The organism is Pseudomonas sp. KBS0707, from assembly GCF_005937945.2.
GTDB classification, from domain to species: domain Bacteria; phylum Pseudomonadota; class Gammaproteobacteria; order Pseudomonadales; family Pseudomonadaceae; genus Aquipseudomonas; species Aquipseudomonas amygdali.
In genome coordinates this window covers 809,064-825,823 of record NZ_CP041754.1, presented here as the reverse complement: position 1 = coordinate 825,823, position 16,760 = coordinate 809,064, and the positions used below count along the sequence as shown (strand labels likewise).

The window sequence follows — 16,760 nt, the reverse complement described above, 5'->3', positions numbered from 1 at the left end:
GCGTTCAATAAATGAAAATCTCGAAGCAAATTTGCTGCCTGCTTTTTTTGGTATTATTTTCAGGTATGGCCAGCGCTAACGTAATGGTGTATCCGATGTCGTTAACGATGAACGATGTCAATCTCAGCAAGAACCAGTTTAAAGTCTATTCTAAGTCGGATAGGGTTCAGTATCTAAATATTTATGTTAAGGAGGTGTTGAACCCGGCGACTGCGCAAGAAAAAGAAGTGCCAGTTTCGATACTTAGCGGATCAGGCATTATCGCATCGCCGCAAAAAATAATCCTGCCGCCGGGAGGAGAGCACACGGTTAGATTGCGCTCGTTGTCGAGTCCAAATAAAGAGTTGTTATATCGTGTATATGTCGAGACTGTAGCTGCGAATACGGATGAAGATCATGTGGTTACAGAGGGGGGTGGCAGCGTTGGTATTAGTCTAACATGGGGGGTGTTGGTATATAGCAAGCCTAAAATCTCTGAAGTAAAGCTAGGTGTGGATTTAAAAAAAGGAACGATTGAAAATGCCGGTAATGTTCATACATGGATTAAAGATGTTTCTATGTGCTCAGGATTGACGCCTGACACCTGCAAGAAAACTAAAATTGAAAGCAGTGTGTTTCCCGGATTGTCAATTAATATGCCTAAAGAATTCGCAAGGGTAAAATCTGTTGTAGTGAACTATCTAACTCAAGATTCCGATCTGAAGTCTCAACGCTGGGATTTCTAGTCTGAACAGTGCTTGCCATTGCCTGCTGAAAAATGGCGACCTCAAGTAAATTGATCAAAGGAAAATATCTCATGAAAAAGTCATTTCTGCTGCTCCCGTTCACCCTTGTTGCGTGCGGCCTAATGGCATCTACCGCAAGCGCTTATGAAACCGATATCGTCGTCACCGCCAATGTGGATACTACCCTCGGATTCACGCAGGCAGATGGTAGTGCAATTCCAAAAACATTGGACATGCAATACGTTCCGGCAACCGGTCTCAAAGACAAAATTATTCAAACCCGACTCTATACTAATGACACCGCAAAAAATCTGCTGATGCGACTAGGCTCTGCTCCACAATTGACTAACACAACTAACAGCTCAGCACCTGTAGTGCCTCTGACTGTCAGCTTCATGGGTAGCGCGCTGGGCGCTGATAAGGATCTGACAATTTTAGCTAGCAATTTGAATTTTAGTGAAGATGGGACTTCAGCGCCTGAGGAATTCAAAATCAGCCAAACTCAGAAAGGTCCACTCACCGCAGCTGGTATCTATTCTGGTAATGTTAATCTAATTATTACTCAAGCTGCGGCAGCGCAACCGTAATCGTAATCGTAATCGTAATCGTAATCGTAATCGTAATCGTAATCGTAATCGTAAGCTAAATTAGATTTGGTTTTTGCTAAAGCCGTACTTGACGATTGAACATCGAAAAGTATGGCTTCAGCCACTCGTTAAATATAATTGAAGCAGTTAAAAAAATGCAATCTATATTTATTAGAAAGCATAGCTTTTTTAGCTTGCTGTCTATTACTCTATTTATCACTAATGCTCAGAGTGCTGAACTACCACCCAAAGGTTTTGAGTTTTTAGCGCAGACTCAAGCCTTATCTTTAGAAGTGTCTGTGCCAGGTAAAAAATTAGGCATGTTTTTAGCCGATGTCGACTCCGACTCGGTAACATTCGAGGACCCCAAGGCAGTACTCGATGCTATGCCTTTGAAAGTTTCGATGAATAGCACTGAACGCCAACAATTATTGGCGCTTCTGAGCACTCCGCAGAAACGTAACTCTCAACTGTCATGTCAAGATAATATTCAGGTTAATGGCTGTGGCTATATAAATACCGATTCTGCAGCCTATATTTACGACGAGGCCAGTCAGGTTATTACGATATTTTTGAATCCTAAATGGCAAAGCTTGAACAACGATAGCTCAAAGCCCTTATATTTCAAGCCCAATGCAGATCTAAAAAATGCGTTTGTTCATAGACAAACTATCAACTATTCGGGAAATAGCGAATATAAAAATTTGTCCGTCACGGGTATTGGTGCTCTTGGAGTAGGGGAGAGTGGCTATCTTGGTAGCGCCTGGCGCTACATCGGTGAGCAATCCCCACAACTAAACACCAGCAATACCTATCTCGACCAGCTTTTCTATCGCTTTGACATGAATGATCGTTATTACATGCAAGCTGGCCGAATGGACCAACGGAACCTTTCGAGCAACTTGGGTGGGGCTTTTAGCTTTTCTTTATTACCAATAGGTAAGACGGATGGTATACGCATGGGTACGACTCAAGCCTATCTCAATCAAGCCGCACAAAACAAAGGAACACCCGTAAACCTTATTTTGACCGCCCCTTCGCGGGTTGATGTTTATCGCGGGAATCAACTGTTAAGCACTAATTATGTACAAGGTGGGCTGCAGGATATCGATACGGCAGCGTACCCAGACGGCAGCTATATTTTGACTATGAAAGTGTTTGAGAACGGGCAACTCGCTCGTACCGAGACTCGACCTTTTTCCAAGTCGAGTGCAGCCAGTGGAAACGCTGGCGACTTTCAATGGTTTGTCCAAGCAGGCATGGCTGAAGACCCGACTGCTCAAAGTTTTGGACCAGGGCAGACACAAAAAAGCTCATCAGCGTTGGTTGGGGGCAAGTTGAACACCGGCTTCAACACCGCGACGACCTTTGGTGTTGCTCAGGTGCGTAACGCTCATTATGCAGAGAGCAAATTCGACTGGAGCCTGCCAACCCGTTATGGCAACCTGAATACAACAGCTGACTTTTTTATGGCTCTGATGGTAGCCATGGTGATACCCAGCAGATCTATTGGAACGACGGGTTCAGCGCCAGCCTTTATCGTTACAACGTTGGAAATACACACTGCGAGACGGACACTTACCTAAGTTGCTATCAATCGCTGAACGCAACAGTCGGGACTAATATTTTTGGCTGGAGCACTACCTTAGGCTACAGCGTTTCGAAAACTCAGAATCGCCAGAGCGAACTGATCAGCTACCAAGACAGCACTGTCTCGGTTAATAAAACTGTCAATTTTTATGCAAATGAATACGGTTCGTCAATCAATCGCTTTGCTAATCGCTCTGTACAATTAAGCTTCAGCAAAACTTTCGTCAAAGATGACTGGATCTTCACCCCGAACGTTTCGTTGTATCGGGCGCAGAACAACCACCTTCCAGACAACGGTATGACCTTGACAATGAGCTTTTCTCATCGGGCCCGTATGACTGCTAGCGGGCGTACAGACTTCCAGTCGGCGCAGGCAAACGTGAGGCAGAGCAAGCAACAACCGGCTCAGGAGAACTATCAGGTCAGCCATGTCAGCAATTGGACCGATAATGGCTACCGTGAACTCGGAGCCACACTTTCCACGACCAATAACAACGAGCGCGGCATTAACATAAATGGCCGTGTTGAAACTGACATGGGGCGGCTCAGCGGTGCAGTCAGCCACGTCGCAAACGCGAACAGACATAAGCGGCACGTACTCCTCATCGTTTGCGGTAACTCCTCATCAGTTCATTTGGGGCACGGATAATGGCGGGTCCGATCCGATGGGCGGCTTGTTATTTGAAGCGCCCAAGCAAGATGCAAGTGATGAGCAGCCTCAGGCAGTGGCTGATATTCAGATGCCTGGAGCCACAAAAGTAACCTTGCATGCCGGGGAAAAAATATTTGCTCCGGTTGAGGGATTTCAGAGTGTGCAGAGTCACGTCGAGGATTCCACATCGCGTACTGGAGACGGCATCGCGACTCTTGACCAAGGCGCAGGCGATCTGACTTGGTTTATGCAACCTGGGAAGCTGGGTGTGCGAAAATTAACGGCAACTACTCAATATACCTATTTGGGACAGTTGATGTTCAACGGAACGAATGCGTTAGCCGGCGGGTTAATTTTGAACGCCACAGTACCAAACATAAATGATGACGGAAGTTTCGTGGCCGAGTTTAAAGGGCAGCCTAAGGAGCTTTATGTTGTCAAAGACAAGGTAATCTACCAATGTCCTGTTCGCGTTATAAAAAATGAAAACGGGTTGAGGAACCTAGGCAGTGTCAGTTGCAAGACTACTTCAGTTAATGACCTTCCAGACAAACTCAGAAAGCTGCCCCGTGTCGTGAAGGTACTGAAAAAAACTGACTTACTGGCAAAATACTGAACAGATATAGAAATTATACTTTCATGTTAAAGCGATTGGGTTTCAAATCAGAAATAATAAAATTGTCATTCGTATGACTAGCGTCACTGATCGGAACGGCAGCGCTATAAATCAACACTTGTTCCGGATCAGACCCAATGCAGTTTGGACAGCCTCAATAGCCATAAAGTCGATTGAGACGGTAACACCTAATTCATGAAGGTATTTTCCTAAAAAAGGAGTTGTTGGTAATATAGAAAATCCAGTATTATTGAGAGTGCTAAGTTTTCTAGTAGGCTAATAGCAATGCGGATCGTCTATTTTTCCATTAAAGGGCGGTACCGCAAATAGGGTGTTGAGTTGTATTTAAGCTAAAAGCTCTGATATAAAAACTGCTACCAGAAAGCGGGTTTTATATTAAATAGCAATTAACAGAAATCTGAATGCAAAGGGCGTCTACCATCTGATTCTTTACAGCAAGCGCATCGGGTCTTAGCTGAATCGGTAGTTTTTATATAGCGGAAGGGCTACTGTGCTCAATACATTTCAGTACACCTTGCATTCGGCATAAAGTGCAATGAATGTAGCTGTTTTATTTGTTTGGTGGCAATCCAGGAAATTCTGGGTTTTTTCAGGGTAAATAATGAGAAGATGTGTCTGCGCGGTGGTGTTATGAAAATCCAATTCGAAGTATTTGTGAAACTTATTGATGTGTTGATTTTTTGGAGCGATTAATGATTATTGTTTACAGGGCGACGAATAAACTTTTTTTATCAATATTATTGACGCTGTACTCAGTTACTTGCATGGCTAACTCGGTTGGGGGGGATTCCGGTCACAAACAAAAATATATCTTTAAAAGTCACTACTCAAAAAAATTCAGCAACGGATCTAATCATCTGGAACGCTGAGTCTGGAGGAAAAGGATCGAGCGCTGACATGCCGCAGCCGATAGCTGACTATAATTTCTTTGGGACTATGGCCTGGGCTTGCACATCTAACAGCGACTCAGCCTTTGGCAAGTGCCCAAACTTTGTATATACTATATACTATATACAGTATACCCCTTACCAGTATTTCGCTAAATTTCACAGAGCAACATACCGGTATTAGTAAAGTCCTAACCTTGGAAGGCTTTAATGAGAAAGTTGATTAGAGTGGGCATAATCTTATGTCCGCAACTTTTGCTATTAATAGCTCCGCGAGCAACTCCAATATTGTGGCGCAATCATTATTAACTGTGAGGCTTTCGAAAGAACAAATAGAGAGCCTGCCAATAGGCGGGGAATGGTATGCTAAGCTTATTTTGCATCAGTGGGCCTATCGTCCCAACCGTACCAAATTGGTCACATGGACAGCTGGTATTACAATTAACTTGGTTGACAATTAAAATATCCAAGTTTATCTGCCAAATTACAGTACTGCGTCACCTACTGTGGATCTTGACTTGAAGCGTAAGCCAAGTCCGGATCGCAGCCCTATATTAGCTGGCGATGTGAAAATAGATGCTTGTTTGTATGATGGTTATAATGCGCAGAGTAAAAAGTACGACATCACGTTTTCCTCGCCTAGCTCAAAAGGTAAAAATTTTTATATAACCAATACAATGATGAATCCCGACCCTAAACTCAGCAACACAATTCCTTATCAGGTCTGGGTTTCAACACCGGCGGCGCCCTCCGTGGCATCAAAGAAAGTTTTACCCAATACACTGTTCAGCTTTACCGGAGTCAATGAATCAACTCCAAAGCTCGTAACACTTCCCAATATACCAAACCCAGTATACTGCACTCCCTGGCTGATTAATTTAAAAACTGCCGATATTTCACAAAACACCCAAGCTCCTGGTCATTACCAAGGCTCACTGCACTTGAAGTTCACGCCTTCGTCAAGCAGTCTGTAGGCGAGTAGTACAAAAAATCGATAATTCTGCCATGTAACAGTAAGATTTATCTTGATGAATTGGAAGGTATTTGTAATTATGCTTAACCAAAAGAAAAGTTCAGTATTTTTCGCAAGTAGTATTAACTATTACGATATAGTTTTCGCGCTAAAATGTGCCGAGTTTAAATCTTATTTTCAACCAAAAATTGAGTTAAGTAGCCTTGAGGTTTCGGGTTTGGAAGTGCTAGCTCGATGGAAACTTCCTAACTCTCAACTCTTGACGCCCGATATTTTTTTACCCGCTGTCAAATCCGCAGGTCTATTAAATGAGTTGACGCATACGTTAACCGATCAAGCATTAACCACTTACAATGCGTTGAAGCGCTCCGGCCTGGACGTTCCTCTGGCACTGAATCTAGATGCTAGTCAAATCGGCGATAGCAGTTTTATCGGTGCACTCATTACCCAAGTCAATCGCAATCCTATCCACAATCAGCCACTAACACTCGAAATTACTGAAAGCGGTGGAGAGGCACTTACGGCATCACACTTTATTAAAAATTTGGCTAGGCTCGATGCTTGTGGATGGCGGTTGTCAATCGACGATTTCGGTACTGCTTATTCTGCCCTAGAACGTGTATGTCAGATACCATGTTCTGAAATAAAAATTGATCGAACATTCACTCAAAATATGCTGGCCGACATACGTTACAAAAAAATTGCCAAATATATTATAGCCATTGGTAAGGCTATGCAATTGACCGTTGTCGCAGAGGGCATCGAAACGCTTGAGCAACTTAACTTCCTACAAGGACTTGGCTGTGATCAGGGGCAGGGCTTTTTATTCTCAGCTGCACTTCCGGCTGAGGATATAGAACGATGGTGCTTGAGATGGAACGGAGCACTTTAAATTTAAAATATGAAGTCAGTAACTAATTCATCCGATTTGAGCATTTTGTTAAATGCTCAAGAAATTCGCTTATATAGTTCTAGAACTCTGCAAGTTCGACCGATATATCTTCCGCGCTACGTTTAGTTAGTTCTCGCTCAATCACCTCCGAACGAGCAGCCAGTTCAGTTAGGCGAAACATACGCATCCCACCGCGTAGACGGTGGAGTTGTTCCAGCAGCTTCTGCTGCTCCTTTGGCATTGAAAGGGTTTCGATATGCGCAATATCTTCCTTGGTCGTTCGGATGAAACCGTTGATCAGCTCTTTGAATTCAGGGCTCTCATCAAGCAAACCGAGTAGCGCTTGCCAATCCCCACTCCTTTCAATTTCGTTGGGCTGTACCTGCATGGGAATTTTTGAGGCTGGGAGTAATCTGCTCAGCGCTTCCCGTAAAGTGTCCAAACTCAGAGGTTTTAACAGGCACTCATCTATGCCTGCAGAGGTACACCGTTGTTGTTCCTCAATCAGAATGCTTGCAGTTATTGCCAGGATCGGAAAATGTCGACCACTGAGTTTGCTTCGCAGCTTTTCTGCCAGGGTGTAGCCGTCCATTACCGGCATATAACAATCGGTTATCACCATGCAGTGGACATTCTCATTAAACTGATGTAGTGCCTCACTGCCGTTTGCAGCTATTTCACAATCAAACCCTAATCGGTCAAGCTGGCTTTTGATCAAAACCTGATTGGTAGGATGGTCCTCTGCTACCAGGATCAATGGTCGATCGGAGCCGCCTGTTCGCGTGCGAGACTGCGTATTTATAATGCCAATCCCAAGCAATTCGCTGCATACGTATAACACGCTGCCCCACATGAAAGGGTTACTGCTCAAGGTTGGATATCCGGCGCCTGTGTCTCGCCATCCCGATAATATCGGACTTGCCGTCACCTCCACGGCGAGCGTCTCAGATAAGTCCGGTATTTTTTCGGGGGCATCAAAGAAGTACAAATCGCAAGAGTGAACTGAATCCACTTCTGATGCTGATACCGGCGTCGCACCGAGGGCCAATAGCAAGTCATTCAACTCTCCTCGATCCTCATCATCACCCAGATCAACGCATACGCGCTTGCCTATTAGCTTTTTGGATTGGCTATCGGCACTCGAAGCGCTGACCGGTAACACTACTGTCACGTTCGTACCTACGTGTTCTTCGGTCTCCAGTGCCAGTTCTCCTCCCATCAGCCGTATCAAATGCTGACTGATCACCAAGCCTAATCCGCTCCCACCATAGCTGCGGGTGATGGATGCGTCGCCTTGAGTAAAAGGTTCGAAGATGCGTTCTCTTTGCGAATCGCTCATTCCCAGTCCAGTGTCAATGACTGAAATAGCAAGGTGTTGAGTGGTGTCGCTAGAGCGGGTGACTGCAACCTTTATCGAGACTGTACCGACCGCTGTGAACTTTATCGCGTTGCTCAGAAGGTTTAGCAGAACTTGACGAAGGCGCATATCGTCTACCTCTACACTGCTCGCTAATGCAGGGCTTATTGTGATACGCACACGCAGCCCTTTCGCATGAGCTTGGTGAGCCATTATGCCCACTACACTGCTGATCAAGGCGCGAAGATCTGTCGGCTGCCGGTGAAGTTCAAGTTGGTTAAACTCAATCTTTGAAAGGTCGAGCACGTCATTGAGCACCGTCATCAGTGACTTTGCCGACTCATCGATCATCAACATGATTTGCTGTTGATCAGGACTCATCGACTTGGAGTGCAGTAGCTCCAAGAGGCCCAGAATACCGTTCATGGGCGTGCGTATCTCATGGCTCATCGTTGCCAGAAATTGAGACTTCGCATGAGCCGCCTCCTCAGCCGCGTCCTTTGCTTGTGAGAGTTTCAAGGACTTCTCTCTGGCCTCCGTAACGTCGACCCATACGCCCTTCCAAATAATCGAACCTCCGGAGGTTTTCTCGGGCACAGCGTCAATACGTATATGCATTTCGCGGCCCATTGTCCGGCAGCGAAAGAAAGCTCGCAACGGTTGCTCGCTTTCCGATTTAGCATCCATGTTTGCCATCAATGCAGTAAGGTCCTCCGGCAGAACCGTGTCAAAAAGCAAGGTCGAATCGGCTAATACATTTTTGATGTTTTGTCCTAGGAGCTCCTCAATGGGCCCTGCGAGATAAGAGAATACTGGCAATTGTCCGCGTTCCTGATTCGCTTCAAAAACACCCACTAATAGATTGCTGGTAATTCTGTTGAGTCGGGCTTCTAGGTATCCTCTGAAAAAGCCCATTTTTTTGGAGAGGAACCGGGCTGGAGCGCCTATATTTACTGGCTTCGACTTTTGAAGAAAAGGCTTTTTCAGACCTTCCCTAGAAGGTGTAGACAAAATAAATTAAACTTTCACTCCCTTGTCTGAATAGCCCTCAAGCCATGCCTAAAACCGGACGTCCTCGCTCGATTGCCGCCGAGCACTATCCCGTGCTGGTGAAACTCGCTCATGCACAGCCCTATTCCAGCCAGGCCGAATTGGCGCTCGTATTCTTCGCCGAAACCGGTATCACTGCGCATCCCGACACCTTTGCAAAAGCGTTGAAAATGGCAGGGATTACGCGTGTAAAGCAGCGGGCCAAGGGAAGTTTTCAGTCACCTGAACCTAATAAAGCCTATGGCTACAATGAAACCCACCGCCGCCAACTGCCGGAGCAGCTATATCCGAGTTGCTTGACAGATACCGAGTGGGCACTGGTCGCCGACCTGTTTGAAAGCCAGGGCGGACGAGGAGTGCCACCGCTTCACTCTCGGCGCACGTTGCTGGAAGCCTGTTGCTATGTCGTACGCACGGGGTGCTCATGGCGAATGCTACCCCGCGATTTTCCTCATTGGGACAATGTCTACAAAACGTTCCGCCGGTGGAGCGCTCAAGGCAAGTTCGAGCAAATGCATGATCGCTTGCGAGCTCAATGGCGTGAGCGGGAAGAACGCGCTGACAGCCCGTCAGCAGCGATCCTGGATTCACAGTCGACCCGCAGTTCTCCTCAAGGCGGTGACAGCGGCTACGACGCAGGCAAAAAAGTGAAGGGGCGTAAACGAAGTCTGATTGTCGATACATTGGGCCTGCTGCTGGCTGTCAGTATCAGTGCTGCAAGCGTGCAGGATCGTGACGCGGCGGATGATGCGGTGGCGTACTCGAAGGAAAAATATCCGTCACTGAGCACGCTTTTTGTTGATAGTGCGTACGCAGGAAAATGGGCACAGCGCACCCATCAACTGCACGCTATCGATGTTCAAGTGATCCGTGGCCCGAATAACAGAAGAACAGGGCAATGGCACTCTGAACAAGGCGATCTATTTTCCGTGGAGCCTGTTCAGACTGGATTTGTGGTCATGCCCAAGCGATGGGTAGTGGAGCGAACTCATGCCTGGAATGAGAGAGCTCGGCGACTGATCATGCATCATGATCGCCTTTTGGCGGTAAGCGAGGCATGGGTTTGGTTGGCCGAGGCTCGAATACTCGCGCGCCGACTCACTACATGATTTTGTCTACACCCTCCTAAGCGTGTTTCGGCGAGCCGATGACATTATGTCGAAGCTATTTCTACAGGTAACCAAGAAAATTCTGGGTCGTTCGCAATTTTACTCGTTTGCAACTAATCTCTATTTGCTAGTGCTTTTGAATATACGGCGCAGATAGGATTGCCGTAATGACTGGCTGGCCTCTCGCACTCATGGCAGAGCGTTACGAACTCTCCGCGCATCCCAAAAAACCATGGGCATCGGAAAATGTATTTCCTACTGCGCTTCGTATAACGGTTTGAGAGGGTGTCATCGCTTTCGCGCGAGGACGCCCATGAACCTACCACCCCCTACTCAAAACACCGTCGTACTCAGTGTCTGCCTGATCATTCTGGCAGGCACGTTGTGCTATGAGCATTATCAGCTTTCTCAGCTCAGCAACAACTTGGCTGCCACTGCCGACAAAAGCTCGCTCGATACACTGCTCACACGCCTAGCCTTGGCAATTCTGGCCTTTAAATGCCTGCCAGATGTCAGACAGGCCATGCAAATGCTCAACACCGTCAGCCAGACATCCAAACAGACGAAGCATAATGGCGCTTGGGTTTACGGGAGCAGCAGTGCCAGATTCACCATCGTCGAGTATGCAGATCTGGAATGCCCGTACTGCAAGGATTACTTCCCACAGCTCAAAGCATGGGTGGATCAGCATCCAGACGTGAACCTGCAGTGGCACAACCTCCCTCTTCCCATGCACGAGCCGACCGCGAGCTATGAAGCTCGGTGGGCTGAGTGCGCGGGGATTGAGCGCGGCAATGACGCTTTCTGGCTCGCCGTCGAACTCATTTATCAGCGCACTCGGTCGAACGGTGCTGGAACTGCTGGCAATCCGCAGATCCCGGGGCTTGAGGATCGACAGCACTTCATCGATAACTGCGCGTCGAGCAACCCGGCTGTCCGACAGACCGTTGTTAGCCAGGCGCACAAGGCCGGCCTGGACGGCATCACTGCCACACCGACGCTGGTCATCAAGGATAAAGTCTCTGGACGATCGATCAAGCTGCAGGGAGCACCTGACGGTAACGTGCTGCTTTCCGCAATCGACTGGCTGGCCAGCACGAAGGATTTATAAATGAACCCAGCCTTTGAACAAGCCTTACAAGCGCGCTTACTATGGGTGCAGGTCCGTAGCTATGGCTCACTTGGTTTTCATCAGATGGCGAAGATCGTTGCCAACAACGCGTACTGGCTTGTGGAAGAGCTTGCTATGCTGCAAGCGCGCTGCAAGATGCGCTACGCAGTTCCCTACGGCGCAAGATGCCGACTTATTCTCAGTGACGTTCCCAAACTGGCGGACCTGAGCAGGCTCAAGCGACGAAGCTCGGATCGTTGAGGAGGAGCGCGAAGCGGCTGCGGAACACCTCCGAAGGGAACAATCGAAGACCTACGCTATCAAGTGCATCAAACGTAACGACTGGAAAGCGCTGAACCTTCCATTCCCCGGACAGAAATTTTCTGCGGAACTCTATGCTTTGTGATGACCACGTATAATCTTGTTACATGAACAAATGCCTCATAGCATTAGGAGATATAGATTATGCAAATAAGGAACAGTCATCTCTACTCAGCCTCAAGACTGGTGCAGAATACCTTTAATGCCTCGTCTACGAAAGAAGCGGCTAATACAATAGCAAAAAATAATGAGTCCGCTGCGCTGAGCGCAACTCAAACCGCACGGACACACGAGGGCGATTCGAAAGGCAAATCTAGTAATGGCTCTCGATCACACCTCCGAAGTATGAGGTACGCTGCTTATCTTGCGGGCAGCGCCTACCTCTACGACAAAACAGTCAATGATTTTTTTCTTTCTACCACTTCCTTAAATGACGGCAAACAAGGCTTTACCAGCGACGCCCGCCTGCAGAAGGCAGAGAAAAAGGCAGAAGCTAATTATCATGCCTACCATAATCGTGCCAATTTTGGAGGTGTTGCGCCGACGCGTTCTTCATTATTGCCAAAATTGTGTGGGGAAAACCTTTTCGTTACGATGTTGGATTTTCGCGCCGCTACAAAAGTGCACATGAAGAACTTAATCGACACCAAGGAAGCGCATGATTCCATAGCTAATAATATTTCTTGCATCATGGGTGAGCGTGTCAAGCCTGAGTTGTTGAAAAAACACGGTATTGTCCAAACTCCGCCAGATTTCGATATAACCAAGGGCGCGTCTTATGATTGCAAAAATAAGTATTCTTTGTCCGGCGTTCCAAATCAAGAGACAGGGTCTTACGGCTATGCATCACGATCTGTCTCTAATCCTTTTATTGAAAAAGGCGAGAACCATCATGCCCGAGCAATCAACAGTGAGCGGGCATTGACGCCAAGGAATTGTGTCGATGCATTGCAGCCGCTCCTACAGAAAAGTGAGCGCCTAAGTCCTGAAGCCCAATTCCGTGCAGGGCAAGCTCTGCTGATACTCAGGCCGTTGTACTGTAGTTCAGAAAATTGGGGAGATGCTCACAAAGTACTGATGCCCTTTCTTGAAAAAAAGGGTCTAGTTTCTTCTCAGGAAAATCAAAAGCTTGGCGCAACTAGGCCGTTTACACAAACCGATATGGAAAAAGGAATTGCACGGCGCAATACTAGCCTTGCAGGACCTACACTAAACAAGCTTAACATATTTTTGCAAAAGTCGATTTACAACAAAGATGAAAAAGCAATAAGTGATCTGACAGCCAAAAAGCTGGGTGAAATGAAATACATCCCTATCGCCCATTTCAAGATGAATGAAGATGTTTCCAGCTTTGAGGATTCTTCTGGTCTGGCTGATTCATTTACTGGATATAACGTATCGGCATACATCAATCATGCACGCTTGTTGAGTGGTGAGGACAGACTTTCCAAGAAAGACGTGATCGCCATAGTAGGATGCCTTAATGCGATTTACGACAACGCCAGTAGTGAACGCCACACTCTTAGGGAAATTGCGCACGGGTGTTTCGTTGGAGCTGGCTACACAGTGGAGGATGCTGAAGATTTTTACAATGACGCATGCAAGGCTGCAGCGACAGAGTTTTATGGCGGAAGGGCGATCAATGTACAATCGCAGCTATACAGTAGCTCGGTTGACAAGCCTGATTCGTAACGTTTCTGTAGGCAGCATGCGTATTTGCGGACGGGCGTCGGGGTTAAGTTAACTTTCTGTTCCATTGCTCCTCGCCCCTCCCCCACCCGATAGCTGCGTGATATTTCTTATCGCCCAATGAAGGTGCATAGAGAAGTCCGCAGATGCGGCATAACCTGGCGACTCAGTTTCAGCAGCTTTTTGCAGATATCGACCTGACCGCTTGTGAAGCGCTTCATCAGCTGTTGCTTTGCTTGTCTGGTCATCTCGTCTGACCTGTGTACCGGCTTTGCTGCCGATTCGCTTAGGTCGATCGGGCGCACAGGTGCGTGACAAAGGCGCGATGCGAGGCCGCAGCTACGGCAAGGCCAACGCATCGTGTTACATGGAAAATGCCAGTGACAGCCTTGCCGACCGCCCGGAATTAATCCGACTACTCAAAGATTCTCGCTGAAGTGACGTGCCGCTGGTGGAAAGTATCGATCGGCCGTCGCGGATGGATGACCAGTCATGGCGATCCCTCAAAACAGCAATCGATAACCGAGGCATACGGATCGTCTCGGTGGATCTGCCTACCAGTCATCAAGGCATGAAGGCGCATTCAGGGGACGAGTCCACCCACCGCATGCTGGAGGCCATCAACTGCATGATGATAGATATGATGGCCGAGATCACCAAGAAGGACTATCAACAAAAGAAAATATAGCCTTTGGCCTGAAGCGGCTCAGTAAACGTTATGAACCCCATAACAGGGGTAGCAATCGCGTTCATAGAATTTCCCTTAGCCCTTTGGCTGTGCAGCGGCCCATTGGATATAAGCGCTTTCGATCAACCACGCAGCATCAGCTGCTGTGGGTACAGGATTGAGCGCTATTTGAGCCAGCTTTTTTTCTATCCAAGTCAGCAGTGCGGTACGTCCTGCTGGACAAGGCATCAGATCGCGCTCCAAATGGTCGGCAAGCTCTGAGATAGCCATATCGCGCTCGACACTTTTTGCAGTCATCGCAATTCTCCTGGATCACATCGCTGCGGCGACTTTACTGGGCCGCTTGGCGTTGGTGCATTCCCTTGGCCTCCAGCGCACGCATCGATTCGACCGAGTACAACGACTCGGGGACCAGTAGCAGGCGTTTTATGCCTATGGCCTCACCAGTTTCCTGAAAAAAACCGTAGTCGCCCAGAGCGAGAATTTCCAGGGCCTTAAGCACATGGCTCAACGTCTGTCTGTCCCTTTCTATCATGCTTGCTGCCACCGCTCTGTTTTCCTCATCGGAAGCGAAGTCGGCTTCGTCCGGGTGACGCTCGATCTCGCAACTGACCTGACAGCTGAGCAAGCGATCACGAAGCTCTGCGGCTTTGACCTCCAACCTGTCTTTGAAAAAGACCAGCTGGTCTACGCTCATGTACTCGTCCTCTGCTTGATTCAGCAGTTGGTCAACGCTCATCAATGCCATCTTGTGCTCCTGATCTGGTTGGTCATCCAAACTTCCTACTGAGTGACCAACGAACGCCACCGCCGCTTATGAGTAATAACAGGGCCAGGCTTGTGAGCGGTCACTTCGTTCCCAACGGTTCTGCCTTGGGCCTCGACGACATCCGGGGCTTCAATCTGGATAAGTACATTCCCAGTATCCTCTGAAACGCTTAAGACTTGGATCTGAATTCCATCGCCAATCATAATATTTTCACCTTCGCGGCGAGTCAGAAGGAGCATACGATTTTCCTCTTTACCTAGAAAACTGGATCAGCGCTCTGCCTCTGACATAAACCAACGCTGTATTGAGCAACCAAAGGACAGCCACCACCGCTGCCCGGATGTTCAAGTCAGACGATAGACCTCGCGCCCAACTGACGAACAAAATCATGGCAGCCGTACCAAGGCACCGACCTGGCCAAGGGTGCCGGTCGATACGCTGGGCGTAAACCGAATACCAAAATGCATGAACGGGTCATCGCCCTCAACAGCGGTGGATGTAGCATTCCGATTAAAGCACGCAGCAAAACACGATGCAGCAACAGTGCGACTTTACGTTTGGTCGTTATCGCTGATAAGCGATGTCATAGGTACCCTTGAGCCTCAAATTTCATGCTTTTTTGATGCAGATCAATAAAGAATCTCTGGGCCTATTGCTGATGGAACCAAATCGCTGGCTACGCTAACCAAGGCCTGTGTTACGGAAAAATTGCGAAAAAGAGACGACTTGTAGATGGTGGGATTACAGAAGACCGTAATTCAGTTACAGCGCTTTGTGATCCTCAATGGAATGCAATGATTTGACCCTAGCGGGCCAGTAAGACTTTTTATTCAAGGAGAAGTTCAATGGTAGGAATTAATAATTGGAGCAGCAATCTGGATGCCTACAGGATACTCCAAGAAGCGCAAAGTTTGACTGAGGAGCCCCCTCACTTCGATACGGCTTTTCCCATTGAACCTGAAAGCATTGCGCCACCGGAGCATCACAACCATCGCTACGTTATTGGACAAGAGGAACACCGTGTCAGACGTCTTGCTGCAAACAGGAATAAGGGCCGCCCCTCAGCACGTGCGTTCGGAAACGCCAGAAATAACAGTACGCGAAACTGAAACAAACAGGCTTATGCTTAAACGCTTCTGGATCTTCGGTGCGGAATTTGAATAGAAATCACCTTCCTCTCAGCGTCAACTACTCAGTTTTCAAACTCTATCAGCAATCACGGAAGAAGCACATGACCAATTTTTTTTACCTCGTAAACCCCAATGATATTCGGATTGATCGGAAGTCGAGTCCCCGTACTGCTACAGTGCGAGGTGCGGGTGGCGAACCGGTACTGACAGTTCCCGCCAGCCTGCCTGACCAAGAAATAATGAACTTGGCAGACACGTTCAACCTTGTTTATGCGCAGGGATTTGAACTTACCAAACGGCAAGAAGGATAAGACGGCAAAGGTTCGTGTGTAGGAATTCAAAATCCTACACATCGAGATTGAGACGGCGGCTAGAAAAAACAGATGCTCCGTCACCAGCTCAGCCGGCAGACATGACGGAGTGACTACCAAGCAGTGGAGACAGAGGAGTAAGAGGGCCTGTTTCCTACAGGAAGTGCTGACCGTAAGGTTTGTCCCCGAATGCTGCGGGCTCCGCGTTGTCGACATAGCGTGATAGTGCAGGACTTGCATTGCTGATAGAAATTTCCGATGGAACCTCACGCTTAGTGATGA

The 16,760-nt window shown here is 47.7% G+C and carries 13 protein-coding genes and 3 pseudogenes; 12 read left to right on the top strand and 4 right to left on the bottom strand.

Annotated elements, in window-relative coordinates; genetic code table 11:
• Positions 1–11: 11 nt before the first annotated feature.
• The 7 genes and pseudogenes from FFH21_RS03945 to FFH21_RS03920 all read left to right on the top strand — a co-directional run bounded on the left by FFH21_RS03945 (position 12) and on the right by FFH21_RS03920 (position 6,943).
• The gene (locus FFH21_RS03945) at positions 12–725 is read left to right on the top strand and encodes a periplasmic chaperone protein (RefSeq protein WP_011167691.1); all 714 of its coding nucleotides are present in this window, start codon (positions 12–14) and stop codon (positions 723–725) included.
• A gap of 71 nt (positions 726–796) precedes the next feature.
• On the top strand, positions 797–1,312 hold the full coding sequence (locus FFH21_RS03940) for a CS1 type fimbrial major subunit (protein ID WP_011167690.1): 516 nt from the start codon (positions 797–799) through the stop codon (positions 1,310–1,312).
• Positions 1,313–1,407: 95 nt separating this feature from the next.
• Positions 1,408–2,898: a TcfC E-set like domain-containing protein gene (locus tag FFH21_RS03935; protein WP_134933246.1), complete on the top strand. Its 1,491-nt coding sequence runs from the start codon at positions 1,408–1,410 to the stop codon at positions 2,896–2,898.
• Positions 2,817–3,419, top strand: a pseudogene (locus FFH21_RS30955) (hypothetical protein); the annotation flags it as partial. The gene FFH21_RS03935 and the pseudogene FFH21_RS30955, both read left to right, overlap by 82 nt.
• A 4-nt stretch (positions 3,420–3,423) precedes the next feature.
• Positions 3,424–4,170, top strand: coding sequence for a CS1-pili formation C-terminal domain-containing protein (locus FFH21_RS03930; RefSeq protein WP_371217764.1), 747 nt, complete (start codon positions 3,424–3,426; stop codon positions 4,168–4,170).
• A 1,150-nt stretch (positions 4,171–5,320) separates the two neighbouring features.
• Positions 5,321–6,052 (top strand): annotated as a pseudogene (locus tag FFH21_RS03925) (CfaE/CblD family pilus tip adhesin).
• A 54-nt stretch (positions 6,053–6,106) separates the two neighbouring features.
• Positions 6,107–6,943, top strand: a complete 837-nt coding sequence (locus tag FFH21_RS03920) for an EAL domain-containing protein (RefSeq protein WP_230383651.1) — start codon at positions 6,107–6,109, stop codon at positions 6,941–6,943.
• A 79-nt stretch (positions 6,944–7,022) separates the two neighbouring features.
• On the opposite strand, the gene FFH21_RS03915 is transcribed toward FFH21_RS03920, so the two are convergent.
• Positions 7,023–9,311, bottom strand: coding sequence for a hybrid sensor histidine kinase/response regulator (locus tag FFH21_RS03915; protein ID WP_011167687.1), 2,289 nt, complete (start codon positions 9,309–9,311; stop codon positions 7,023–7,025).
• Positions 9,312–9,355: 44 nt separating this feature from the next.
• Here FFH21_RS03915 and FFH21_RS03910 point away from each other — a divergent pair, with 44 nt between their 5' ends.
• The 5 genes and pseudogenes from FFH21_RS03910 to FFH21_RS03890 form a co-directional block, all read left to right on the top strand.
• Positions 9,356–10,459, top strand: a complete 1,104-nt coding sequence (locus tag FFH21_RS03910; RefSeq protein ID WP_011167686.1) for an IS5-like element ISPsy19 family transposase — start codon at positions 9,356–9,358, stop codon at positions 10,457–10,459.
• Positions 10,460–10,772: 313 nt separating this feature from the next.
• On the top strand, positions 10,773–11,570 hold the full coding sequence (locus tag FFH21_RS03905) for a thioredoxin domain-containing protein (RefSeq protein ID WP_011167685.1): 798 nt from the start codon (positions 10,773–10,775) through the stop codon (positions 11,568–11,570).
• Positions 11,571–11,831, top strand: coding sequence for a hypothetical protein (locus FFH21_RS03900; RefSeq protein ID WP_019742064.1), 261 nt, complete (start codon positions 11,571–11,573; stop codon positions 11,829–11,831).
• Positions 11,832–12,035: 204 nt separating this feature from the next.
• The gene (xopAG, locus tag FFH21_RS03895; protein ID WP_011167684.1) at positions 12,036–13,583 is read left to right on the top strand and encodes a XopAG/AvrGf1 family type III secretion system effector; all 1,548 of its coding nucleotides are present in this window, start codon (positions 12,036–12,038) and stop codon (positions 13,581–13,583) included.
• A gap of 334 nt (positions 13,584–13,917) precedes the next feature.
• Positions 13,918–14,265: pseudogene (locus FFH21_RS03890) on the top strand (recombinase family protein); the annotation flags it as partial.
• Positions 14,266–14,343: 78 nt separating this feature from the next.
• On the opposite strand, the gene FFH21_RS03885 reads toward FFH21_RS03890, so the two are convergent.
• The 3 genes from FFH21_RS03885 to FFH21_RS03875 are packed head-to-tail and all read right to left on the bottom strand — an operon-like array spanning position 14,344 to position 15,276.
• Positions 14,344–14,565, bottom strand: a complete 222-nt coding sequence (locus FFH21_RS03885; RefSeq protein WP_004663650.1) for a hypothetical protein — start codon at positions 14,563–14,565, stop codon at positions 14,344–14,346.
• 34 nt (positions 14,566–14,599) lie between these two features.
• Positions 14,600–15,016, bottom strand: a complete 417-nt coding sequence (locus FFH21_RS03880) for a TraR/DksA family transcriptional regulator (RefSeq protein ID WP_005748016.1) — start codon at positions 15,014–15,016, stop codon at positions 14,600–14,602.
• 35 nt (positions 15,017–15,051) lie between these two features.
• Entirely contained in the window at positions 15,052–15,276 is a 225-nt protein-coding gene (locus FFH21_RS03875) for a carbon storage regulator (protein WP_041924429.1), read from the bottom strand.
• Between the last annotated feature and the right edge of the window lie 1,484 nt (positions 15,277–16,760).